This window comes from Thermosynechococcus sp. HY596 (assembly GCF_030518715.1).
Classification (GTDB): domain Bacteria; phylum Cyanobacteriota; class Cyanobacteriia; order Thermosynechococcales; family Thermosynechococcaceae; genus Thermosynechococcus.
Genome location: NZ_CP130346.1, coordinates 1,286,423 through 1,309,437 on the forward strand (window position 1 = coordinate 1,286,423; position 23,015 = coordinate 1,309,437).

Sequence of the window (23,015 nt, forward strand, 5' to 3'; positions counted from 1 at the left end):
CCATACCGCTAGGGGCAGCATAGTCGAGGGGCACAAAGCTCGTCAACGCTGAGTCGTGTCCAATACACTCAATGTAACGCCTTGGTAATAATGCCCCAAAATTTGGTCGTAGGTGTAGCCCTGTAATGCCATACCGTAAGCCCCCCATTGACTCATGCCCAAGCCATGACCGTGACCTCGGCCAGTCATTGTAAAGGCCACTGGCACACTGTGCCCCCCTTGACTGGCCACATTGCCATACTCTGGCGTAATTGTCAGTAGGGTACTGCGCAATCCCAACACCCGCCGTAGTTCACTGCCTGAAATGGTGCGGCTACCCGCTGTGCCCACCACTTGCACTGCCATGACTCGCCCTTGGGGGGACAATTGCAAGGGGCGAAAGCCAACGATGGTACCAATACCGGGGAGGCGTTGTTGCAGTTGTGCCGCGGTGAAACGCACCGTCCACTGAAAGTTGGGGGAGACTTGGTCAAAGTCAGGGGTACCGCGCAGGTAGGGAACGGCATTTTGCCAAATGTGCTCTGAATTTTCAGTGTGACCCCCTGAGGAGGCATGGAAGACGGCTTCAATGATTTGGCCATTGTAGGTGAGCACTTGACCGCGGGTGGCGGCAACGGCAGCTAGGGTACTGGCGGTTTCTGAACTGACCCCCGGATACACCTGATGGGTGACGGTGGCACCCACATCAAAAAGACTACCGGGACGACGGCGTTCGCGATCGCGCCGAAAGAGGACAAAGGAACGGGAGGCCACCGCTTGAGCTTTGAGGGCTTCCAGCGGCCAAGAGGGATACATTTCCTTACCAACGACACTGGGCAGATACTCCTCTAAATCCACAAGGTTGATGGCGATCATCCCCTCACTGGTACTCACCAATTGCAACCGCCCGCGATACCAGCGATCGCCCACCCGGACGAGGCCATTGTCTCGAGGTTCGAGGAAAACTTGCCGCCCCCGCACACCCCCTGCTTGTACCCCCGCCCCCGTCAGAACCGCCGTAATATTCTGCTGCGGTGCCACTGTCAGCACCCGACCCGCCTCATCCCGTAATTGCGCTGGGGTGGAGCTACTAATTGTTACTTGACGTACCCGATCTAAAACCGCGACCCGCAATTCCACTGCTGCGGCCGTCAGTTGTAGGAGCAGGCTGATCAAGCAGCCAAGACCCAGCGACTGCGACAGAAGACGCCAACGCACAATGAGGTAAAGCATGTTCTACTCCTCAGGTAGGCGGCAATGGTGACGATGCCTAGCGGTGCTCGCGCAGACCACTCCAACCAATGGTAATAAAGCCCACTGCCAATAGAAAACTACGAATGCCTACCCTTAGACGATTCACAAAGGCTTCCTGTTGCGCTCGATTCACCGCTTCTTGTTGCTGGTTGCGGATGCGCTCCCGTGCCTGACCCGCTTGTTTATCAAGGGCTTGGGGGTCTTTTTGTAACTGCTCGAGAATCGCCCGTTGATCGGGGGGGAGTTGATTGCTTTTCAGGAGTTGCTCCAGTTGACCGCTACTGGCCAGTTGTTTAATTTGCTGCTGTTCCTGCTCAACCCGAATTTCTGCCTGTGCCGCCTCTTGATTGATTTGGTTGACCGCCTGTTCCATAATTTGCCCCGTAATCGATAGGTAGAGGGGAATCCCCAGCAGGCAGAGCAATCCTAGCAAACTCGAGAGGACAAAGACCCAAAATCGCCAATCCTTGAGGGCAGGTTCCCCCGGCTCCGGCTGCGTCGTACTGCCAGAAACCGCTTGAATCCAAAAGCCAGTGTAGATAAAGACAAACCCAATCAAGGGGGTGGCACCGCGCTCAATGAATTGGTTGACGACCGTGAGTTGCCACTGGCTGTTATTGAACTGGGGAGTAATAAAGAGGATACCCCACTCGACCAAGAAGGTGAGGAGCAGGATGATTCCCACCAGTTTTAGGAACTGAGCCGCCAAGGGGACAGGTCGCTTGGTTGATTTGGAAGCGGTCATGGACTGTGAGTGACTCGTCAACTACTGCATCAACCTTACTGGATTTTGGTGCCGTTGATTCATCTTGGACCCATTGACTCGCCTATGGCGCTGCTATCTTTGGCTACCGCAACCTTGGTATACTCCAATTGTGCATGGCGCTGATGCGGCTGGGCTGCTTCTCCCCAGTATTGCTCGTTCGCCATCCCTTTGCGCATTGAGGCACAACAAATCCATGGTCATTGTGGCAGTCTTAGCGGCAGGACGAGGCACACGGATGAAATCCTCGCTGCCAAAAGTTCTCCATCCCCTAGGTGGGCGATCGCTGGTGGGCTGGGTTTTGCACCAAGTTCAATCTCTGCAACCGCAACGGCAGTTTGTGATCATTGGTTATGGGGGAGACACAGTGCGGGCTGCCTTAGCGGATCAACCCCACGTGGAATTTGTCGAGCAGCGCGAACAACTGGGAACGGGTCATGCGGTACAGCAGCTTTTGCCCCACCTCAAGGACTATGAAGGCCATCTTTTGGTACTTAACGGCGATGTGCCCCTCTTGCGTGGCGAGACGCTAGCACACTTGCTCGCAGTCCACCAGCAACACAACAATGCAGCCACCATTTTAACGGCACAAATTCCCAACCCCCAGGGCTATGGCCGTGTGATTTGTGACAGTCAGAATATCTTGAAGCAAATTATTGAAGACCGTGACTGCACCACAGCCCAAAAGCAAAACCGCCGCATCAATGCTGGGGTGTATTGTTTCCACTGGCCCCAACTTGCTGCTGTGTTGCCCTATCTCCAAGCCAACAATGATCAGCAGGAATACTACCTCACGGATGCCGTCAATGCCCTCAGTCCTGTGATGGCGGTGGACGTGGAAGACTATGAGGAAATTTTGGGCGTTAACGATCGCGTGCAGTTGGCGGCAGCCTATCAAGTGCTGCAAAATCGCATCAAAACTGCTTGGATGCAGGCGGGGGTGACCCTGATTGATCCGGCCAGCATTACCATTGAGGACACCGTGGAGCTGGCTCCCGATGTGGTGATTGAACCCCAAACTCACCTGCGCGGCCAAACCCGTATTGGCAGTGGTAGCATCATTGGCCCCGGCACTTTGATTGAAAACAGTGTGATTGGCGAACGGGTGACGGCTCGCTATGCCGTGATTAGCGACAGTGAGATTGGCCATGATACCCAAGTGGGGCCTTTTGCCCACATCCGCCAGCAAAGTCTGGTTGCCGATCACTGCCGCATTGGTAACTTTGTCGAGCTAAAAAAAGCGCAGTTGGGCAGTGACACCAAGGCCTCTCATCTGTCCTACCTAGGCGATGCCACCTTGGGCGATCGCGTCAATATCGGGGCAGGAACCATTACCGCCAACTACGACGGCGTGCGCAAGCACCCCACCCATATTGGTAGCGGCACCAAGACAGGGGCTAACAGTGTTTTAGTGGCTCCGGTAACCCTCGGCGAAAATGTTACGGTGGCGGCGGGTTCAACGGTGACAGAAGATGTACCGGATCATGCCCTTGTCATTGCCCGCTGTCGTCAAGTGGTCAAGCCCAACTGGCACCCCAAAGCCTAGCCCGCCCCACAGCAGGGTTCAATGCCCAGCCGCCGCAGGAGCAGATCACTCACCGCATTAGCAACCGCAAACTCGCTATAGAAGCTTTGGGAAAAATCAAACTCTTGCAACTCCGTGACCAGAGCCAAGAGAATGCCGCCAAGATCATGCTCCCCTTCTAGTCGCTGACGGCGGTACACTTGGGCGGCTCGCTGGGCGATCGCCAGATTCACAGCTTCCGGTAAATACTCGGTGTTGAGCCAATCGAGAAGAGCTGCCTCCAACCATGCCGCATCCGCAGTGCAGTCACCACAGGGGGGAAGTTGAAGCGGCGGAATTGGGGTACTCATGGCAGAGTCCTAAACTCGTCTGATTAAGTTCATCTTATAACTTGCAGTCAGCAATGGGCGATACTGGATTCGAACCAGTGACCCCTTCCGTGTGAAGGAAGTGCGCTACCACTGTGCTAATCGCCCTAGTTCAGACAATTTTTAATCATATCTTGGTTTGCAGGCTTTTGTAAATCGCTCAGACGAGGCGGCGGCAAATTTCATCAAAGGTTGCGGCGGGATCCGCTGCTTGTAAAATCGGACGGCCAATCACAAGATAAGAGGCACCAGCAGCAAAGGCGGCATTGGGCGTCAGCGATCGCGCTTGATCCCCTGTGGCAGTACCAAGGGGGCGAATCCCCGGACAAATTCTCAAGAACTCCTCTCCGCAGCGTTGTTTTACCCGTGCCGCCTCCTGAGGAGAGCAGACAATGCCCGCCAGTCCCGCTTGATGGGCCAGATCAGCCATGCGTTCAACATAGGTGGCCGGATCAAGGGGAATCTGGAGTTCTTGCTGCAGGGTGTTTGCGTCAATGCTGGTGAGCAAGGTCACCCCAATGAGTTGGGTGGCGCTTCCCCCTAGAGCCGCCTGCGCGCTTTTCAGACCCGCTAATCCCGTTGCCGCATGGATAGTCACAAAGTCCACGCCATAGGGGGCGATCGCCCGGGCTGCGGCGGCCACCGTATTGGGAATATCGTGGAGCTTCAAATCGAGAAAGATACGCTTCCCCTGATCCTTGAGGACATCGAGAATAATCGGCCCGCTGGCACAAAAGAGTTCTAGCCCCACCTTCCAAAATTGCACTTGGGGCAGCGTATGAATAGTGGCGATCGCCACCTCCAAATTGGGCACATCCAAGGCCACAATAATTTTGCTGGCAACAGCCTCTTGAGAATTAAACAAGTCTCTTGGATCTCCTCAGACGATTCACAGGGGACGGCGCACACAGCGCAACAACCACAGCGCCACAATAATACCCGTCAACTGAGCGGCAATCGTATTCACCTTCGCCTGAATCACAAAAATCTCCAACGGCTCAATCAAGACATTAGTGGCATAGACCGCCGCCCCTTGGGGAATCGACAGCACCTTGAGCAACAACATGCCCACATTCCACTCGGCGGCAGCCACCGTAAAAATCATGCCAGCAATATTTACCCAGAGACCAATATTCAAGCTGCGGATCACGTGCTCCTTGGTCGGGCGTTTTTCTGGGCGATCCAAGCGTCGTCCCAGTTGCGGATAGCGATAGCAGCAGTAAATACTCACGCCCAAAAACACTAGACCAATAATCGCCAGCACTAAGCCCAGTGTGGGACTATTCATGCCATTTTGCGGACGATTGATATTAAATTGACGACTAAAAACAACGATGATAATAATCAACAGCGAGACAAAGCCAAGGACGACCTGTGTCCAAAAGCCAATCCAGCCAAAGCGTTGCAGTTCACGGCCAAGACGGTGGAGAGGTTGGGTCGTACTGCGATGGGATGGTGGGGGGGCATTACCGGGAAGACGTTCCATGGTCGGGTGAGGAAGAGGGCTTAGGCTTGATCATAGCGAAGGGCCATGGGGTGCCGCCAAGTAGGAACACCAATCGCTCCAACTGCCCGCATAGAGCTTGGTTTGATGCAGGCCAGCGATCGCCAGCCCCAAAATATCCACACAGGCGGTTACCCCCGACCCGCAATAGACAATGATTTGCTCAGCCGCAGCCAAGGGCTGCCAGTGGGCTTGCAGTTCGGCAACCGATTTGAGTCGCCCCTGTGCATCGGAGATGGCCTGCCACGGATAATTCACTGCTCCGGGAATATGACCTGCCACGGGGTCAATCGGTTCAATTTCACCGCGATAGCGACGGGGTTCGCGGGCATCCACAATCACTGTCTGGGGGGCAGCTTGAGCAGCTATCACGGCAGCGCGATCCACTACCCACTCCGGATGAGGATGGGGCTGGAAATTGCCCGGCCGAAGCGAGGGAACCTCAGTGGTTGTCGGATACCCAGCTTCGACATAGGCGCGATAGCCACCATCAAGCACCGCTGCGCGATCGTGCCCCAACCAGCGCAAAAGCCACCAGCAGCGAGCCGCATAGGCAAACCGTGAGTCATCGTAGGCCACCACTAGCGTCTCTGGAGTTACCCCGATCTCATTCAGCCGTGCTGCTAATTTCTCGGGATCAGGTAAGGGATGACGGCCGCCATGTTCTTGCCGAGGGCTGGAGAGATCCTGCTCTAGGTCGAGATAATAGGCACCCGGCAGGTGCCCTTGGGCATACTCCCGTTGCCCGCGCGTCGTGTCCATGAGGTCAAAGCGGCAGTCCACAATCACAACCGTTGGATCTGCCAAATGCTCAGTCAACCAAGAGGCCGTTACGGCATAGGGGGGCATAGGAGCTTAGGCGCGCCATTTCACTTTCGGGAGAATGTGATTGACATCCACTCGGTCTTTGTATTTGATGGCAAAGTTCAGCAGGGAGTCAAGGAGCGAATCCGACAGGTAGTGGGGTTGCAGTCCCAGATCCAGCAATTTGGTGTTTTTGGCGTTGAAGTAGTGCTCTTCTTTTTCAACACGGGGGTTTTCGAGGTGCTGGATTTCCACCTTGAGGCCGAGGGCTTTACCCGCTTCTTGAACTTTGTGGGCAAGGTCGCCCACACTAAACTGTTCTGTAAACTGGTTGAGGACGCGGAATTCACCCGGTGCGGCGGGGTTGTTAACGGCCAATTCGATACAACGCACGGTATCGCGAATATCCAAGAAGCCGCGAGTTTGCCCCCCCTTGCCATAGACCGTCAGGGGATGACCAATGGCAGCTTGAATACAGAAGCGATTGAGGGCGGTGCCAAAGATACCGTCGTAGTCAAGGCGGTTGATCAGCAATTCATCCATGCCCGTTTCTTCGGTGAGCACGCCATAGACTACCCCTTGGTTCAAATCGGTGGCACGCAAGCCCCAAATGCGGCAAGCAAAGTGAATGTTGTGGCTATCGTGAACTTTACTGAGGTGATAGAAGCTACCGGGCTGCTTGGGATAGGGCAATGTATCTTTGCGACCATTGTGCTCAATGGTGATGTAGCCCTCTTCAATGTCAATGTTAGGAGTGCCGTATTCACCCATGGTGCCCAGTTTTACAAGGTGGCAGTCAGGGTTGTGGGTATGGATAGCGTACAGTAGGTTGAGGGTGCCGACCACGTTATTGACTTGGGTGAGGACGGCGTGTTCCCGATCAATCATGGAGTAGGGGGCGGAGCGCTGTTCGCCAAAGTGGACGATCGCCTCGGGCTGAAACTCCAGCATGGCGCGCTCAAGGAAGTGATAGTTACAAATATCGCCAATATAAAGGCCAATCTTTTTGCCAGTGAGATCCTGCCAGCGTTGCAGACGGTGCTGAATGGGGGCGATCGGCGTGAGGGTTTCGACACAGAGTTCAGCATCCCAATGACGCCGAATGAGGCTATCCAAAATCGCCACATCATGGCCACGATTTGAAAGGTACAGGGCTGTCGCCCAGCCGCAATAACCATCACCGCCAATTACGAGGACTCTCATGCTAACCGTGCTGAAATCGATAATTACTCCGCCAGCCATTGAATGGCTTCCATACCACGTTACCAGTAATGGGGACATCGGTGATCCACTGGTTTAGAATTCGGGAGGAGAATCTAGGGCATTCGTTTCTCTTTCTGAGAAGATATGCAGTTTAACAATTTGTCCCGCTAATTCAATTTGCACCATATCCCCAGAGAGAAAATCCAAGGCTTCTAATAGGGCTTGTAATTGGGGCGTGCTGGCACCCGATGCTTGGTAGAGGCGATCGCTCAAATGGCTGAGGCGCTGCCACGTGGTATAAAGCCGAGCAATGGTGCTTTCCAGTTGCGCTGCCTGCTGGAGAAGATCGGCAACGGTTTGCAGTTGCTCAAGGCGCTGGGCTTCGATCAGGACTTGTTCCAGATCCACAGGGTGGGCGTTGAGGGCTTGAATTTGGAGAGCGGCCTCCAGATAGCGGCTGAGTTGGCGAGCCGTCGCTGTGATTTCCTTAACCGTTTCCACACTGGGGTCGCTGGCCAGCTCTTGGGAGAGTTCCTGCTGCTGTTGGGGGGGGAGCTTTTCTAATTCTTTGACTAGAGGAGCGATGTAGCGGGGGGCAAGGGTGCGATCGCTGGCCTTTTGGCGCACCACTGGCGGTAGGAGATCAGAGTGCAGAGCCGTCCATTCCGCTTGCAGTTGGCGCACTTCACGGTGGGTAATGCGATCGCCCGCTGCTGCGGCTTGGGTAATCAGGGCTTGCACCTCAGGATCCGCTGCGGCGGTTTCCAAAAAGGCGCGTTTACTAAAGCGAGCAATGGCTTCGGGGGGCAGGGGACGTTCCTTGAGCAATTCATCGGCGCGATCGGCCAACTGAATCAAATCATCGGCACGGCGTTTACTGATTTCGTGTTCCTGGAGCCACTGCTGAAAGCCTATCCCCCGTTCATCCCCTTGATGGCGATAGCGATCGCGCACGGCTCGCAAAATTTGTCCCCGCCAGATCTCCGTTTGCAGGTCAAAGCGTTCACACACCTGCCACGCTTGGCGTACCTGTTGGAGAAATTCCTCTTCCGAAAGGGGCGTATCCGCCGCCGGAATGGGCAAAACAAAATCAGGCGTTGGCTCCATCGGTCGGAGAAAAGCACAGCTTCAGCAGTATAGCCTACCCCAAACAGTAAGGATAACCATCCCGTGCGGCAATATAGACCTTGCCGTCCCAAACAACAGGTGAAATTCGCTGTCATCGGGAACCCGCGTTTGGGCTTCACGCTATTGGCGGAGGGTCAAACTGGCTACCAAGCCTGCATTTCCCCAGAGGAGTAAGCGGTTGATTTGGCGACGTTTCACTGACAGACCCTGTCCCAAGAATTGACCACGCTCAAAACCCTAGTAGAAGAACATTTCACCGTGTACCCCATATGTTAGAAAGGGGCGTTGAATTGCTTAGGATTGAACTATCGCGTTGACGGGAACTCTGATGACCACAGTATTGGAGCCAGCGGTCACGTACCTCACTCCGGAAGCTTACTTAGCTCAAGAAGTGGTGGCAACGGAACGCCATGAGTATCGCCAAGGAGAACTTTACACTATGCCCGGGGGCAGCGTTAATCATAACGAGTTGGTTCGTTCCTTAACTGTTCTGTTGAGTTTGGCACTCAAGGGACAGCCCTACCGCGTCTTTGTCACAGATCAACGCCTCTGGATTCCGGAAACGCAGTCGTACTACTATCCTGATGTCATGGTGACGCCGAAGCCGGTGCCCTTGGTGGCGGGACGCAACGATGTGGTGATGCAGCCGATTTTCATTGCTGAGGTTTTATCGCCTTCGACAGCGGATCGCGATCGCGGGACAAAATTTTTCGACTATCGCCAGATTCCAACCCTGCAAGAATATCTCCTGATTAGCCAAGATCGCCCCTGTGTTGAACAATATTTGCGGCAGGCTGAATATCAATGGCTGCTCACGATTTGGCAAGATATTACGCAGGAACTGCTACTGCCCTCGTTACAGACTTCCTTCAAACTCAGTGATCTCTATGCAGACGTTGAGTTAGGTGAGTCCTAAAAAGAATTCCTTAATTGTCATGGCAAATTGTCATGGCGCGGCTTGTCAGTCAATATCTGAATAGTCCCAACCCCAACTAAGTCTTGCGCAAATGTCGATGTCCCCTATCACTGCTGATGCCTCCCCCAACTTTGGTCTCATCATTGTCGAGGGAGAGGATGTGGTGCGCCTTGGCCTTTGGACAGGAATTCAGCAGCAGTTGGGGATTGAGCCGCTGGTCTTTCACGATGGCCATGGTCTGATCACCTATCTGGAAAACACGCCCCTCGATCAAGAACGCACGCCTTGGATTGTTCTCTGTGATGCCCAACTCACAGTGAATGATGCCACTACCCCTTGGCTGTGGCAGTGGTTGAAGCAGCACTATCCTACCCTGCGGATAATTCTCACTGTCCGACCCGCTGCCCTTGAGTTAGTTTCCCTTGCCCAACAGGCGGGTGTCGAAGGCATTTACCATCGCAATACGGCGCTGAGTGATCTCTTGGCGGGAATTCTGGCCATTGCCCAAGGGGAAATCGTTCACACCGTCACGCCTCCAAAACCCCCCTTGAGTGTGCTCTTTCCCAATCCGTGGGATCGTTGGCGGTATCAGGTTCTGCAGCAGGGATTGGGGGAAATGGATGCGTGGTTACAGGCTTTGGATCAGTACTTGGGGCGATCGCGCCTCTCTGCCCTCGAACGGCTGGTGTGTGAAGGTCGCCATCGGGAAATTCGTGCTGCCCGCTGGTTAGTCTCCCGTTTCTTGCCACACCCGAGTCAAGCCCCTCCTGCGCCAGTGGTGCCCCCCGTGCGTCCGCAGATTGAGATCATTTCCCAATTGGTGGATCGCTGCTTACAACGGATGCAGTCGGATCTCTTGAACCTAACGTCGCGGCCTTTGGAGTTAGAGGTGCTCACCCTACAACAGCGGCGGGAACTGCTCTATACCATCCTGCGGCAGTGGGATCTCCTCGTGCGCACTTTACAAGCAACACCACCCAGTATTGAATTTCTGCACCAGCGGGGTAGCTCCCTACTGCAAGACCTGTGGGAACAGAGCCTGCGGGAGTTTTTTCGTCCCTATCGTTTTGCCCTCGGCAGTGACGCCGATCTGATTGAGCAATTGCTCACAGAAAGAGAAACTGTGGCCAGCGTTTATCTGAAGCCAATCCCCTTTGTGGCGGAGATGCTGGCTCATTTACTGGTGCAACAGCCCCTCGTGATTCATCAGCAGACCTATCGCTACGGCACCGCTGCCGCCTTGGAAATCCTCGATGCCCTCCTTGATCATTGGCTCCTCACTGTCGCCAATGGCATTGTCTATCCGCTGCTGAATCGGTGTTGCTATAGTGCAGTGATTCAACAGACATTTTTTCAGCCGCAATACACCTCAACGCGGGAAATGGAACGCTTTCGCAACGCTCTCTCTTGGCATTACCGCTGGCGGCGCTGGGTCAAGGAACCCCAAGATATCTTTGAAAGTCGTTTGGTCTTACTGCGGCTCACGGAGCGAGGAATTCAGGAACTAGCGCTGACCGTCCCCCGTCATCAGGAACTGATGCAACTCGAGGGGATTCCCTACGCTCTGACCTTGGCGCTGGAGGCGCGCGATGCTTTAGCCCCCCCAGTACGGGCAGTGGTGGCTTGGGTCGGCAAGGGAGTGGTGTATCTGCTGACGCAGGTGATTGGTCGCGGTTTGGGACTCATTGGTCAGGGCATTTTGCAGGGCATTGGTCAGTCGGTTAGCAGTGGCTGGAGTCGCTCTGAAGCCCAAAAAACCTCATCCAAACCTTGAGCTGGCCTAATTCTTAAACGGCTCCTAACCTTGAGATAACCTTAAGCCAACGAACACGGTGTTAGAATCTGGCTGGTAAGTAACTATCTCTGCCCCTTGGGGGATAGTTTCTATGAGATGTGCTAAAGCCTCTGTAAGAAAGTCTGATAGCTCAGCTTGCTGGCAGATGAATAACTTTAGCGAGCATCTCAGTAGGATCAATAATTGAAGGAGAATTCTGTCTTAGGGACTCGTTCTTTAGGACAAGTTCATTGAGGAGTGAAGGAGTAAGACGTTATGTCCCGCATTTTTCCGGGGTTGGTTTTGACCTCGCCTATTTTATTGTTGGGTGTGCTGGCAGGTGCAGCAACAGCCGCTGATACCGCTTTGAGCAACTTCAGTAGCACTCAGTTTCAAACCCCTACTGCTGGTGCTGAATCCCTAACCACACTGCCCACCAGCACGACACTTGTTGCCCAAAATCGCCGCAGCAACCTCTCTGTGCCCTCAGTGGCCGAACTAGAAGTGGGGCGTGTCCCTACGACATCGAGCATGGGTCAAGTGACCTCTGTAAGCCAACTCTCGGATGTGCGCCCTACAGACTGGGCCTATCAGGCCTTGGCCTCTCTTGTCGAGAAATACGGCTGTATTGCCGGTTATCCCGATGGCACCTTCCGTGGCAATCGTGCCGCTACTCGTTATGAAATGGCAGCCGCTTTGAATGCCTGCCTCGATGTAATTAGCGATCGCTTTGCCACCAAGGAAGACCTTGAAACCCTGCGCCGCCTGATGCAGGAATTTGCCAATGAACTCGCCGTCATCAAAGGCCGCGTCACCAACCTTGAAGGCCGCGTCGCCAACCTCGAAGCCACTCAATTTGCCACCCTCACTAAGCTCAACGCTACGGTTATCTTCAACGTCTCCGATATATTGACGAACAAGCAGGCACTACGTCCTGGCGATCCTAGCCCACAACCAGTACAGGATACCAACCCCGTTGCCAATTCCCGCGTTCGTCTCAACCTCGATACCAGCTTCTATGGCAAGGATCGCCTACGGTTGCGCTTGCAAGCAGCTAATATTACTGGTTATGCCGCATTGATGGGCACCAATATGGGGCGCCTTGGCTATGATGGCACTAATAACAACCAATTTGAACTGCAAAAAGCCTTCTACAGCTTCCCAGTGACCCGTCGCGGTCAAATGATCCTAGATTTTGTGGGGGGTGAGTTCAACGACAATGTCAACAATTTCAACCCCTTCCTCCAATCCAGTGATACGGGTGCCCTCTCTCGCTTTGGGCGTTATCATCCCATCTACCGCGCAGGAAGTGCTGCCAATGCTGCGGGTGTGACCTTTAAGTACGACCTCATCCAAAATAAGGAACGGGGCACCGGCGTCACCCTCAATGTAGGCTACCTTGCACCCTTTGCCAACGATCCTGATCGAGTTGCGAACAATGGCCTCAATGGCTTCTTTGATGGTGCCTATGCTGCTTTGGCTCAGGTGGATGTGCGCCCCATGAAAAACCTCGCCTTGGGGGTGACCTACACCCACTCCTATGGCCTTGATCCCTTTGGGGGAACAGGTAGCTCTGGTTTCCGCTCAGCGGCAAACCCTTTGGGGACTCCACCACCACCTCCTCCAGCTAACAACGTGCCTAACCAAGCAGCGGATGCGGTGGGCTTCCAGTTTACCTATCGCCCGATCAAGCAGTTGAATGTTGCGGGCTGGGCAGGCTATGCTAATGTTTATGGTGTTCGACCCCCTGCTCTAACAGGTGGCCGCCGTGAGGCTGAAATTGTCAACTGGGCCATTACCTTTGCTTCCCCTGACCTCTGGCGGAAGGGAGATGTGCTGGGTCTTGTTTTTGGCCAGCCCCCGCAGCTCATTAGCATCACAAACGTCCCTGGTGTTCTTGGCGAAAGTTACACGCGCTTCAACTCCTATCACTTAGAGGGCTTCTACCGCTTTGCGGTGAGTCGCAATATCTCGATTACCCCTGGGGTGATTGCCATCTTCAACCCCAACAGTAACTCAAACAACGATCCCATCGTTGTTGGCGCTGTGCGGACAACCTTTAGCTTCTAAATCCTCACCGACCTGTTTCCCCCTCCCTGTGAGGGGGATTTTTTTATGTGGGGACGATAGAATAGGGGCGAGGCGTTGTCAATGGATTTGTGGGGTGAAATACTGGGCAATTCTCGGCGTCGGTGTTGCACTATTGGGAATACCGTCAGCACTGGGGGGCACCAGTACGCTCAAGGATGCTCCCAAGGCTTTGGTGGATGAGGCGTGGCAAATTATCTACAGAAGCTATCTGGATCGCAGCTTCAATCGTCTGGATTGGCAGGCCATTCGTCAGGAGTTGCTCTCCCAACCCTATGGCGATCGCGAGGCCGCCTATCGGGTGATTCAGCAAGCCCTTGTCCGCCTCAATGATCCCTATACCCGCTTTCTGCCGCCCCAAGCGTACCGTCAACTGCTCCTGCAAACCCAAGGCCAGCAGGTGGATGTGGGTCTCACCCTCGTGGAGTCGGGGGAACTCTTTCGCATTCAGGCAATCCAAGGGGGGTCGGTGGCTGCCAAGGCGAATTTGAAAGTGGGAGATGAAATTCTGGCCATTAACGGTCGGGGGAGCGATCGCCTGACCTTGGAGCGAGCCAATCTGGCGTTGCGAGGGCCAGCGGGGAGTAAGTTGCGCCTACTGGTGCGCCGTGAGGGCAAACCCCAACCCTTTAGTGTCGAACTCACCCGCGCCGGTGAAATTCCGCGTACAGTGAATTTTCAGGTTCTGAATCATCCTCGGGTGGGCTACATTCGCCTCAGTGGTTTTAATAGCCGCTCCCAACAAGAGATGCAAGCGGCGATCCAAATCCTGCAACGAGAGAAAGTTCAAGGCTTCATTCTGGATTTGCGCCACAATTCGGGGGGGCTCCTAGAAGCCGGCATTGAAATTAGCCGCCAATGGCTCGATTCTGGGGTGATTGTGCGCATTCAGCAAAACCAGCGAGAAGAGACGATTCGTGCCCGCCAACGCGCCTTGAGTCAGTTGCCCCTCGTGGTCTTGGTGAATCAGGCCTCCGCCAGTGCCAGTGAAATTTTAGCCGCTGCTTTGCAGGATCAGAGGCGCGCAACCGTGGTGGGGACACCGACTTTTGGTAAGGTGCGGGTTCAAGCGGTTCATGAACTGGGGGATGGCTCTGCCCTCGTGGTAACGGTAGCTCGTTATCTGACGCCAAAGGGTCGCGATATTGCCGCAGGGGGGATCACCCCCGATGTACTGGTGACGGTCGATCCCAGTAGCGATTTGGAATTGCGGCTCAATCCCAACTTGGTGGCACGACCCACGGATCCAATGGTGGCCAAGGCCTTAGAATTATTGAGCACTAAAATCAGTAATGCCCGTCATGTCCAGTGAGGCTCTTGTTGTCCCTTCTGCTCCAGCGATCGCGCCCACGCCCCGTCCCCTGCGGTTAGGCGTTTTAGCTTCTGGCAATGGCTCCAACTTTGCTGCCCTCGCCGAAGCGATCGCCCAAGGGGAATTGGCTGCCCAGATTCAAGTTCTGATCTACAACAATCCCGATGCCTTTGTCGCAGAGCGGGCAAAACAGTGGCAGATTCCCAGTGTCCTCCTCAACCATCGCCACTACCCCAACCGTGAAAGTCTGGATGCGGCCATTGTCGAAACCCTCAAAGCCTATGGGGTCGAGTGGGTAGTGATGGCGGGCTGGATGCGGATTGTGACGCCTGTCCTCCTCAATGCCTACCCCCAGCGGGTAATTAACCTGCATCCCAGTTTGCTCCCCAGTTTTCGGGGATTGCATGCCGTTGAGCAGGCCTTGGCAGCAGGTGTGAAAATTACTGGGTGTACCGTCCATCTGGTGGAAGAGGAAGTGGATAGTGGCCCAATTTTAGTCCAAGCAGCAGTGCCCGTTCTCCCCGATGATACGCCCGCAACCCTCCACGCCCGCATTCAAGTCCAAGAACACCGCATTCTCAAGCAGGCGATCGCCGACATTGCCGCACGGCAATCACAAGCTTCCTGCTGATCCTTGGCTAATAGAAGGATCTCTCAGGGCGAGGGTCCGCCCTCTTTTCTGATTGGCTTGGGAATTGCGTCAGCATCCTTTTCTCAGTGGAGAGCATTGATTCGGGTTAGGATTGGGGATGTATCCGTGAGCAATTGTTAATCCAGTCATGACGCAGGCATACACCCCTGAAGATGTTTGGCGGTTATTGGGGGAGCTATTAGAGGCTCAGAAGGAAACCGAACGCCGCTTTCAAGAAACAGAGCGCCGCTTCCAAGAAACGGATCGGCGATTTCAAGAGACTGACCGACGGTTCCAAGAAACGGAACGCTTGCTGCGCGAAGAAGCGCGCCAACTCAACCAGCAACTGGGGAAACTGGGCAATCGCCTTGGGGAATTTGTGGAATGGCAGGTGCGCCCCGCCGTGCTGCGCTTATTTCAGAGTCGCGGCATTGCCGTCTCTCAGCTTTACAGCGATGTCATTCTCCAAGATGGCAATGAGAGTTTAGAAATTGATCTGCTAGTCGTCAATACCAATCAAGCGGTTCTCGTCGAGGTGAAAACCAAACTGAGCCAAGGGGATGTGGATGAGCACTTAGAGCGGATCGCGAAATTTCGTCGTTTGGCACACCAGTATCGGGACACCCAGCTCTTGGGCGCCGTAGCAGGAATGATCGTACCCCCTGAAGTAGCTCGCTATGCCTATCGGCAGGGTTTGTTTGTGTTTGCGCAGTCCGGAGATGGGGGGGCGATTCTCAATGATGCGCAGTTTCAGCCCCGGATATGGTAGGTGACTCTAATCGCTCTAATTCAATTCTCAAGCGTCCTAAGGATGATTCTGGAGCCAGTGTTTGAGGGCAGCAACAAGGCGATCGCACTCCTGCGGCAGCGTAAAGTAATGCACACAGGCTCGCACCGAGGCAGGATAGAGCAATTCCCGCACCAAGATATTCTCTGCCTCAAGGTCTTGCACCAATTGGCGATGCTGACCATTGGCCAACTGAAAGGCCACCAAGCCCGACGGCGGCGGCACGGGACTCAAGCAGGTCAAACCCACCATGCCCTGTAACTGTTGCCAAAGATAATGACTCAGCCCACAAATGCGCTCATATCGCGCTTGGGCAGTCCCCCATTGATCATGCACCCGCAGGGCAGTGGTTAACCCCGGTACCAAGGAAAAGGCGGTTGTGGCCACTTCAAAGCGACTGGCATCCTCCTTCCAGCCTGCCGGTTGGGCATCACGGGTTTGATGAATGCCGCGCCAACCAATGAAGGTGGGTTCCAACGTCGGCAGGCGATCGCGCCGAATGTACAGCCCGCCGAGACCCGCAGGGCCACAGCACCACTTGTGTCCCGTAAAGGCATAGTAGTCCACCCCCAAGGCAGGTAAATTCAGGGGCACCATACCCACACTTTGGGCACCATCCGCCAAGACTTGGATGCCGCGACGGTGGCAAAGGTCAACAATTTTCTCCAACGGCAAAAGTTTCCCGGTATTCCACAGCAAATGACTGAGGACGACCAAGCGTGTGCGGGGATGGAGTCGGGCTTCAATGGCGGCCACCTCATCCTCACACCAGGGCCAAAAGGCCACCCGATCCACCACCACTCCCAACCGCCGCGCCAATTGTTCGGTAATCGCCACGACCCCCGGATGCTCACAGTTAGAAATCAGCAGGCGATCGCCCGCTTGCCAGTTGATCCCCCAGAGAACGATATTGCAGCCAGTGGTTACAGAATCCGTGAGGGCAATGGTCTCGGCGCTCGTCCCCAAAAGCTGTGCCAGTTCTTGCCGCAGGGTTTGCAGTTGTTGGCTCAGCCAGGGAAAGACGCGATTGGCAAAGGGGCCTTCCTCTTGAATGTGGCGATCGCTCTGGATGATGGCCTGCCATGTGTCTTGGTGCAGCGGCCCTTGTCCCCCATAGTTGAGGTAGATCTTATTCAGTAGGGCGGGGTAGGTGTCGTGGTAGGCGCGCAGTGTCTCTAGGTTCATCGATAGTGATTGCAGAGCGATAGATAGATGCTACCGCAAAGGATTTAAGATAAAGATCTGTAGCAAGTCCCCTTTTCATTCCCCCACTCAAGGGGCGGCACTTGCAAGCACGGCTCGGTAAATTAATCCTGTCAATTAAGTCATGACAAAGGCATACACTCCTGATGACGTTTGGCGATTACTAGGGGAGCTGTTAGAAGCTCAAAAGGAAACCGAACGCCATTTCCAAGAAACAGAGCGCCGCTTCCAAGAAACAGAGCGCCGCTTCCAAGAAACAGAGCGCCGCTTTCAAGAAACAGAGCGCCGCTTCCAAGAAACGGATCGGCGATTTCAGGAGACGGATCGGCGATTTCAGGAGACGGATCGGCGATTTCAAGAGACGGATCGGCGATTTCAAGAAACGGAACGCTTGTTGCGGGAAGAAGCGCGCCAACTCAATCAGCAACTGGGGAAACTGGGCAATCGCCTTGGGGAATTTGTGGAATGGCAGGTGCGCCCCGCCGTGCTGCGCCTATTTCAGAGTCGCGGCATTGCCGTCTCTCAGCTTTACAGCGATGTCATTCTCCAAGATGGCAATGAGAGTTTAGAAATTGATCTGCTAGTCGTCAATACCAATCAAGCGGTTCTCGTCGAGGTGAAAACCAAACTGAGCCAAGGGGATGTGGATGAGCATTTAGAGCGGATCGCGAAATTTCGTCGTTTGGCACACCAGTATCGAGACACCCAGCTCTTGGGAGCGGTGGCAGGGATGATCGTGCCCCCTGAGGTGGCTCGCTATGCCTATCGGCAGGGCTTGTTTGTGTTGGCGCAGTCGGGAGATGGGGTGGCGATTCTCAACGATGCGCAGTTTCAGCCCCGCACATGGTAGCCCGTGCCCAAGAATTTGAGCAGACAACTTTTCAGCCTCCGTTATAGCTGCGGATCAGCGGGTGCCAGTGTTGCTTTTGCCGCTTGCGAACGGGCATCGAGCCATTGTTGCAAAATGAGGGCAGCAGCAATTTGATCCACTAAGTCCTTGTGGTGACGGGGCGATCGCCGCCGCTGTTTGAGAATCTCTTCCGCCTGAAATGAGGTGAGTCGCTCATCCATATATTCCACGGGTAAGTTCAAGGCCGCGCCAATTTTTTCCGCTAGATGTTGCACCTGCCGGGCTTGGGAACCCAGTTGACCATCGAGGGTGTAGGGCAAGCCCACAATTAATTTCTCCACCCCTCGCTCTTGGCAAATCTGGCGAAGCTGCGCCACATCACTGGCAAAATTCCGCCGCTGGATAGTTGTAATGCCCGTGGCCAACTGCCCTAGGCGATCGCACCCTGCCACACCAATGCGCTTGCGCCCCAGATCCAAACCTAGAACGGAAATCATCCTTGAGTGAATAAGAACAGTTCTCCTACAATTAAATCCATTGCCAAGATGCGTTTTTTCCCTAGCTGAAAACGATCATACCCCGCTGTACCCACCCATGACTGACGCGACCCCCGACTACAAAGACACCGTCAACCTGCCCCAAACCACCTTTGAAATGCGGGCAAATGCAGCCACACGGGAACCCCAATTACAGGCCTTTTGGGCACAGCACCAAATTTATGAAACGCTGCAGCAAACCAATCCGGGTGAGGTCTTTATTCTCCACGATGGCCCCCCCTACGCCAATGGCGCTCTCCACATTGGCCATGCCCTGAATAAAATCCTCAAGGACATCATCAACAAGTATCAACTGCTGCGGGGCCGCAAGGTACACTACCGCCCCGGTTGGGACTGCCACGGCCTGCCCATTGAACTCAAGGTACTGCAAAACCTGAAACCCGAACAGCGTGCCCAGCTTACCCCCCTCACCCTCCGCCAACAGGCCAAGGAATTTGCCCTCAAAACCGTGGCCGAGCAAAAGCAGAGTTTCCAACGCTATGGGGTTTGGGGCGACTGGGCGCACCCCTATCTGACGCTTACCCCCGACTATGAGGCAGCACAAATCGGTGTCTTTGGCGAAATGGTGCTGCGGGGCTACATCTATCGCGGTCTGAAACCGGTGCACTGGAGTCCCAGTTCTAAAACCGCCCTCGCCGAAGCCGAACTAGAATATCCCGAAGGCCACACCTCCCGCAGTCTCTATGCCGCTTTTGAAGTCATCGAGTTGCCCGCAGGCTTAGCCAAGTCTTGGTACAAAGCCCTAGGCAAATTGGGGGTTGCTATCTGGACAACGACCCCTTGGACGATTCCCGCCAACTTGGCCGTCAGTGTCAATCCCGATCTCACCTATGCCCTTGTTGAAGTCAAACCCAGTGCCCGCTACAAATATTTGATTGTGGCCAAGGATCTGGTGGAGCGCCTCAGCCAAACCCTCGGTTGTACGCTCAAGGTGGTTGCCACCGCCAAAGGGGCTGACTTGGAAAATGTGCGCTATCGCCACCCCCTCTTTGAGCGCGAGAGCAAAATTGTCATTGGCGGTGATTATGTCACGACCGACTCCGGGACGGGACTGGTGCACACCGCCCCCGGTCATGGCTTAGAAGACTATGCGGTGGGTCAGCGCTATGGCTTGCCAATCCTGTCGCCCGTGGATGAGAATGGTTGTTTTACGGCGGAAGCGGGGGCATTTGCGGGTCTCAATGTCCTCAAGGAAGGGAATGAGGCGGTGATTGCGGCACTGCAAGCGTGTGGTGCCCTCCTCAAGGAAGAACCCTATGTCCACAAGTACCCCTACGACTGGCGCACCAAAAAACCAACGATCTTCCGCGCCACGGAGCAGTGGTTTGCCTCCGTTGAGGGCTTTCGCGATGCGGCACTAAAGGCGATCGCCGAGGTGAAGTGGATTCCTGCCCAAGGGGAAAACCGCATTACGGCAATGGTGGCGGAGCGTTCCGATTGGTGTATTTCGCGGCAGCGCAGTTGGGGCGTGCCCATTCCCGTCTTTTATGACAAAGCCACGGGGGAACCCCTGCTGACGGCAGAAACCATTGCCCATGTGCAAGCGATTATTCGCGATCGCGGCTCCGATGCCTGGTGGGAACTCTCCGTTGCGCAATTGCTGCCCGAATCCCTGCAAGATCAGGCCGATCGCTACGAAAAGGGCACCGACACGATGGATGTCTGGTTTGATTCGGGTTCCTCTTGGGCGGCGGTTCTCGGCGATCAACAGGCGGATCTCTACCTCGAAGGCTCTGACCAACACCGCGGCTGGTTTCAATCCTCATTGCTAACACGGGTTGCCGTTAAAGGCCAAGCCCCCTACAAAGCAGTCCTCACCCACGGCTTTGTCCTCGATGAGCAGGGACGGAAAATGAGCAAGTCCCTCGGCAATGTCACGGATCCCCGCGAAGTGATTGAGGGGGGCAAAAACCAAAAGCAAGACCCTGCCTATGGTGCCGATGTATTGCGCCTGTGGGTGTCCTCTGTGGACTATGCCAATGATGTGCCCATTGGTAAAAATATCCTCAAGCAGTTGGCGGATGTCTATCGCAAGATTCGCAATACGGCTCGCTTTCTTCTGGGGAATCTTCACGACTTTGACCCCGATCAAGACGCCATTCCCTATGCCCAACTGCCCGCCTTGGATCGCTATATGCTACATCGGCTGCATGAAGTCTTCAGCGAAGTAACGGCGGCCTTTGATAGCTTTCAGTTCTATCGCTTTTTCCAAACGATTCAAAATCTTTGTGTTGTTGATCTGTCGAACTTTTATCTCGATATTGCCAAGGATCGGTTGTACATCAGTGCTGTCGCGAGCGATCGCCGGCGTAGTTGTCAAACTGTCCTTGCCATTGCGGTTCAAAACCTCGCCCGTGCTATTGCCCCAGTGCTTCCCCATTTAGCCGAAGATATTTGGCAGCATTTGCCCTTCAAAACCCCCTATCTTTCGGTTTTTCAAAGCGGCTGGGTACAGCTTCCTGCCCAGTGGCAGGATCCGGGGCTAGCCAGTGAATGGCAACGCCTGCGGCAACTACGCCTAGAGGTGAATAAGGTGCTCGAACAGGCCCGTGCCGAAAAGCTCATTGGCTCCTCTTTGGAAGCCAAAGTGTGGCTCTATGTTGCCGATCCACAGTGGCGCGATCGCCTTGCGGAGATGAATCCCAGTGATGCCCTCAGTGGCAATGGGGTGGATGAATTGCGCTATCTCTTCTTGGTGTCCCAAGTGGAGCTGATGCCGCAAGAGGCAGGGGTGGACGTACCCTATGTCCTTGAAGCCGAAGGGCTATGGATTGGTGTTGGTCATGCCAAGGGTGAAAAATGCGTCCGCTGCTGGAATTATTCTGAAAGTGTGGGACAATCGGCCTTGCATCCCCAGTTGTGCGATCGCTGTCAAGCCGCCCTAGAAGGGACGTTTTAGATCATTGAGCGAAAGCATGCTAGAGATCGATCGTATCTACCAAGCTGATGCTTTTACCCTCTTGCCCCAGATTGAAAGTGCGAGCATTGATCTCATTATTTGCGACGGCCCCTACGGTGTAACCACCAATCCATGGGATCGCATCTCTAACATCCAAGAGTTTAACCTCAAACTCATCACCATCTTTGCTGAAAAATTGAAAGAGGGAGGAGCGCTCTACCTTTTTGGTAAACCTGATTGTATTGACTTTATTGACTACCGTCCATTTCTTAACTTACAGGCAAAAATTGTCTGGTATCAGCCCAGTCGCCTAGCCCAAGGACGGATCAACTACACAAATAACTATGATCTTATTTGTTACTTTATTAAAGGCCAGCGTCCCAAAACCTTTAACTTAGATGCTATTCGGGTACCACAGCTAGTAGAGCTAGAGCACCGTCGTCGTTGTGAGCGGGTACCATCAGTGATTAATGGTAAGTATGGCAAAACTAAATTCAATGAAGAAGGTAAAAACCCAGGAGATGTCTGGGGAGATATTAAACAGCTCACGTATAAGTCAAAAGAACTAGTAGCTCGCGAAGCACTCAATACCATTCAAAAGCCAGAGCAGCTGATTGAACGCTTAGTCAAAGCAAGCTCTAATAAGGGTGACTTAGTGCTTGATCCATTTGCCGGTGTCGGTACAACCCCTGTAGTTTGTAAACGCTTGGGAAGGCATTTCATTGCTATTGAGCAAGATCAAAAGTTTGTCCAAGCAGCAAACGAGAGATTACGTGAGGCAGAGTATGAAATCGCAGGGAGGCTTTTTGATTGGTGAAACAGCAAGTTTATCGTCAAATTGTTGATCTGATCCGTCAAGCGTCTCAACTTGCTCAAACAATTGGTATTCGCAACCTACTGCAACCGGGGTTAGTTAAGGAAATGATTATTGCTGACCTGCTAGGTCACGAACTAATTGATTCTAAGCGTGATGCCGATGCTCATGCCATTAGCGACCCAAGTGAAAAGTATGAATATTTATCTTGTATAGAAGGTGGAAGCGGTCAGCTTGACCGAATGTTTAAGGAACCTCCTGAAAAGCGTGCCCAATCACTTACACGAATTACCCGCAACACAAAAATTTACTTAGCCGTTTTTGAGAAGGAAAACCAAATCAACTGCAAAGTGATTTACGAGCTAGAACCCAGTGATGTACTTACCGAAGCAAATCGTCAGCTTGATCAAAGTCGGAATGCCATCTCCCATATCAGCTTCTCGGAAACCTGGGCTAGGGAGCATGGTCGTGTTGTCTATCAAAGCAGTAGCTCCCATAATTAATCGAATTTACCTGCAAACGAGTCAATTGTACTAAGCGCAGCTCTGACTTACACCTTGGAGGTACTCCTATCAACTAGTACCCAGTAGCTGTACTGATGCCGTTCAGATTATTCTTTTTTTCTAAACGAAAGATAAAACCTCCGTGAAATCACG

At 53.9% G+C, this 23,015-nt stretch carries 21 protein-coding genes and 1 tRNA gene; 11 read left to right on the top strand and 11 right to left on the bottom strand.

All coding sequences use genetic code 11. The annotated features are described in order from the left end of the window. Positions 1-42: 42 nt before the first annotated feature. Positions 43-1,212 (bottom strand): SpoIID/LytB domain-containing protein, encoded by a 1,170-nt coding sequence (locus tag QYC28_RS06520; protein WP_302680033.1) that lies wholly within the window; start codon positions 1,210-1,212, stop codon positions 43-45. A gap of 37 nt (positions 1,213-1,249) precedes the next feature. Further along, positions 1,250-1,978 (bottom strand): HpsJ family protein, encoded by a 729-nt coding sequence (locus QYC28_RS06525; RefSeq protein ID WP_149819265.1) that lies wholly within the window; start codon positions 1,976-1,978, stop codon positions 1,250-1,252. Between the two features lie 214 nt (positions 1,979-2,192). On the opposite strand from QYC28_RS06525, the gene glmU reads away from it, so the two are divergent. Further along, positions 2,193-3,542 carry a bifunctional UDP-N-acetylglucosamine diphosphorylase/glucosamine-1-phosphate N-acetyltransferase GlmU gene (gene glmU / locus QYC28_RS06530; protein WP_302680034.1) on the top strand — a complete coding sequence of 450 codons (1,350 nt, stop codon included), beginning with the start codon at positions 2,193-2,195 and terminating at the stop codon, positions 3,540-3,542. Here the strand turns inward: glmU and QYC28_RS06535 are convergent. The 7 genes from QYC28_RS06535 to QYC28_RS06565 all read right to left on the bottom strand — a co-directional run bounded on the left by QYC28_RS06535 (position 3,539) and on the right by QYC28_RS06565 (position 8,507). After that, positions 3,539-3,871: a hypothetical protein gene (locus tag QYC28_RS06535; RefSeq protein WP_149819267.1), complete on the bottom strand. Its 333-nt coding sequence runs from the start codon at positions 3,869-3,871 to the stop codon at positions 3,539-3,541. The genes glmU and QYC28_RS06535 overlap by 4 nt on opposite strands. A 54-nt stretch (positions 3,872-3,925) precedes the next feature. After that, positions 3,926-3,997, bottom strand: a tRNA-Val gene (locus QYC28_RS06540). Between the two features lie 52 nt (positions 3,998-4,049). Beyond that, the gene (pyrF, locus tag QYC28_RS06545; RefSeq protein ID WP_226972032.1) at positions 4,050-4,754 is read right to left on the bottom strand and encodes an orotidine-5'-phosphate decarboxylase; all 705 of its coding nucleotides are present in this window, start codon (positions 4,752-4,754) and stop codon (positions 4,050-4,052) included. A 24-nt stretch (positions 4,755-4,778) separates the two neighbouring features. Next, positions 4,779-5,375, bottom strand: a complete 597-nt coding sequence (locus QYC28_RS06550; protein WP_149819269.1) for a DUF3611 family protein — start codon at positions 5,373-5,375, stop codon at positions 4,779-4,781. Between the two features lie 30 nt (positions 5,376-5,405). Next, complete coding sequence (locus QYC28_RS06555) at positions 5,406-6,242, bottom strand: sulfurtransferase (protein WP_149819271.1); 837 nt, start codon at positions 6,240-6,242, stop codon at positions 5,406-5,408. A 6-nt stretch (positions 6,243-6,248) separates the two neighbouring features. Beyond that, complete coding sequence (locus QYC28_RS06560) at positions 6,249-7,400, bottom strand: NAD-dependent epimerase/dehydratase family protein (RefSeq protein WP_149819273.1); 1,152 nt, start codon at positions 7,398-7,400, stop codon at positions 6,249-6,251. A 93-nt stretch (positions 7,401-7,493) separates the two neighbouring features. Continuing rightward, the gene (locus tag QYC28_RS06565) at positions 7,494-8,507 is read right to left on the bottom strand and encodes a hypothetical protein (RefSeq protein ID WP_286649986.1); all 1,014 of its coding nucleotides are present in this window, start codon (positions 8,505-8,507) and stop codon (positions 7,494-7,496) included. Between the two features lie 349 nt (positions 8,508-8,856). On the opposite strand from QYC28_RS06565, the gene QYC28_RS06570 reads away from it, so the two are divergent. From QYC28_RS06570 to QYC28_RS06595, 6 genes are all read left to right on the top strand, one after another. Beyond that, positions 8,857-9,444, top strand: coding sequence for a Uma2 family endonuclease (locus QYC28_RS06570; protein ID WP_149819277.1), 588 nt, complete (start codon positions 8,857-8,859; stop codon positions 9,442-9,444). A gap of 97 nt (positions 9,445-9,541) precedes the next feature. Continuing rightward, positions 9,542-11,218, top strand: a complete 1,677-nt coding sequence (locus QYC28_RS06575) for a DUF3685 domain-containing protein (RefSeq protein ID WP_302680035.1) — start codon at positions 9,542-9,544, stop codon at positions 11,216-11,218. A 276-nt stretch (positions 11,219-11,494) separates the two neighbouring features. After that, positions 11,495-13,288, top strand: a complete 1,794-nt coding sequence (locus tag QYC28_RS06580) for an iron uptake porin (protein ID WP_302680036.1) — start codon at positions 11,495-11,497, stop codon at positions 13,286-13,288. Between the two features lie 94 nt (positions 13,289-13,382). Continuing rightward, on the top strand, positions 13,383-14,618 hold the full coding sequence (locus QYC28_RS06585; protein WP_302680037.1) for a S41 family peptidase: 1,236 nt from the start codon (positions 13,383-13,385) through the stop codon (positions 14,616-14,618). Next, positions 14,608-15,249: a phosphoribosylglycinamide formyltransferase gene (purN, locus tag QYC28_RS06590; protein WP_310829008.1), complete on the top strand. Its 642-nt coding sequence runs from the start codon at positions 14,608-14,610 to the stop codon at positions 15,247-15,249. Before QYC28_RS06585 ends, purN begins: the two co-directional genes overlap by 11 nt. A 148-nt stretch (positions 15,250-15,397) precedes the next feature. Then, positions 15,398-16,018, top strand: a complete 621-nt coding sequence (locus QYC28_RS06595; RefSeq protein ID WP_149819285.1) for a hypothetical protein — start codon at positions 15,398-15,400, stop codon at positions 16,016-16,018. Positions 16,019-16,054: 36 nt separating this feature from the next. Here QYC28_RS06595 and QYC28_RS06600 read toward each other — a convergent pair whose 3' ends face one another. Then, complete coding sequence (locus QYC28_RS06600) at positions 16,055-17,221, bottom strand: aminotransferase class V-fold PLP-dependent enzyme (RefSeq protein WP_302680039.1); 1,167 nt, start codon at positions 17,219-17,221, stop codon at positions 16,055-16,057. 142 nt (positions 17,222-17,363) lie between these two features. Here QYC28_RS06600 and QYC28_RS06605 point away from each other — a divergent pair, with 142 nt between their 5' ends. After that, a complete protein-coding gene (locus QYC28_RS06605) occupies positions 17,364-18,089 on the top strand; it encodes a hypothetical protein (RefSeq protein ID WP_286627136.1) in 726 nt (241 codons plus the stop codon). 41 nt (positions 18,090-18,130) lie between these two features. On the opposite strand, the gene ruvX is transcribed toward QYC28_RS06605, so the two are convergent. Further along, positions 18,131-18,586, bottom strand: a complete 456-nt coding sequence (ruvX, locus tag QYC28_RS06610; RefSeq protein WP_149819291.1) for a Holliday junction resolvase RuvX — start codon at positions 18,584-18,586, stop codon at positions 18,131-18,133. A 97-nt stretch (positions 18,587-18,683) separates the two neighbouring features. Between ruvX and ileS the strand changes: the two genes are divergently transcribed. Genes ileS through QYC28_RS06625 form a run of 3 tightly spaced genes read left to right on the top strand, consistent with a single transcriptional unit; the run spans position 18,684 to position 22,862 of the window. Next, a complete protein-coding gene (ileS, locus tag QYC28_RS06615; protein WP_149819293.1) occupies positions 18,684-21,545 on the top strand; it encodes an isoleucine--tRNA ligase in 2,862 nt (953 codons plus the stop codon). Between the two features lie 16 nt (positions 21,546-21,561). Then, the gene (locus tag QYC28_RS06620; RefSeq protein ID WP_149819295.1) at positions 21,562-22,362 is read left to right on the top strand and encodes a site-specific DNA-methyltransferase; all 801 of its coding nucleotides are present in this window, start codon (positions 21,562-21,564) and stop codon (positions 22,360-22,362) included. After that, complete coding sequence (locus QYC28_RS06625) at positions 22,359-22,862, top strand: hypothetical protein (RefSeq protein ID WP_149819297.1); 504 nt, start codon at positions 22,359-22,361, stop codon at positions 22,860-22,862. The genes QYC28_RS06620 and QYC28_RS06625 overlap by 4 nt, the downstream gene beginning before the upstream one ends. Positions 22,863-23,015: the final 153 nt, after the last annotated feature.

Coding starts and splice junctions, on each gene's coding strand:
- QYC28_RS06520 (WP_302680033.1), bottom strand. CDS start 1,212: ATGCTTTACCTCATTGTGCGTTGGCGTCTTCTGTCGCAGTCGCTGGGT.
- QYC28_RS06525 (WP_149819265.1), bottom strand. CDS start 1,978: ATGACCGCTTCCAAATCAACCAAGCGACCTGTCCCCTTGGCGGCTCAG.
- glmU (WP_302680034.1), top strand. CDS start 2,193: ATGGTCATTGTGGCAGTCTTAGCGGCAGGACGAGGCACACGGATGAAA.
- QYC28_RS06535 (WP_149819267.1), bottom strand. CDS start 3,871: ATGAGTACCCCAATTCCGCCGCTTCAACTTCCCCCCTGTGGTGACTGC.
- QYC28_RS06550 (WP_149819269.1), bottom strand. CDS start 5,375: ATGGAACGTCTTCCCGGTAATGCCCCCCCACCATCCCATCGCAGTACG.
- QYC28_RS06555 (WP_149819271.1), bottom strand. CDS start 6,242: ATGCCCCCCTATGCCGTAACGGCCTCTTGGTTGACTGAGCATTTGGCA.
- QYC28_RS06560 (WP_149819273.1), bottom strand. CDS start 7,400: ATGAGAGTCCTCGTAATTGGCGGTGATGGTTATTGCGGCTGGGCGACA.
- QYC28_RS06565 (WP_286649986.1), bottom strand. CDS start 8,507: ATGGAGCCAACGCCTGATTTTGTTTTGCCCATTCCGGCGGCGGATACG.
- QYC28_RS06570 (WP_149819277.1), top strand. CDS start 8,857: ATGACCACAGTATTGGAGCCAGCGGTCACGTACCTCACTCCGGAAGCT.
- QYC28_RS06575 (WP_302680035.1), top strand. CDS start 9,542: ATGTCCCCTATCACTGCTGATGCCTCCCCCAACTTTGGTCTCATCATT.
- QYC28_RS06580 (WP_302680036.1), top strand. CDS start 11,495: ATGTCCCGCATTTTTCCGGGGTTGGTTTTGACCTCGCCTATTTTATTG.
- purN (WP_310829008.1), top strand. CDS start 14,608: ATGTCCAGTGAGGCTCTTGTTGTCCCTTCTGCTCCAGCGATCGCGCCC.
- QYC28_RS06595 (WP_149819285.1), top strand. CDS start 15,398: ATGACGCAGGCATACACCCCTGAAGATGTTTGGCGGTTATTGGGGGAG.
- QYC28_RS06600 (WP_302680039.1), bottom strand. CDS start 17,221: ATGAACCTAGAGACACTGCGCGCCTACCACGACACCTACCCCGCCCTA.
- QYC28_RS06605 (WP_286627136.1), top strand. CDS start 17,364: ATGACAAAGGCATACACTCCTGATGACGTTTGGCGATTACTAGGGGAG.
- ruvX (WP_149819291.1), bottom strand. CDS start 18,586: ATGATTTCCGTTCTAGGTTTGGATCTGGGGCGCAAGCGCATTGGTGTG.
- ileS (WP_149819293.1), top strand. CDS start 18,684: ATGACTGACGCGACCCCCGACTACAAAGACACCGTCAACCTGCCCCAA.
- QYC28_RS06620 (WP_149819295.1), top strand. CDS start 21,562: ATGCTAGAGATCGATCGTATCTACCAAGCTGATGCTTTTACCCTCTTG.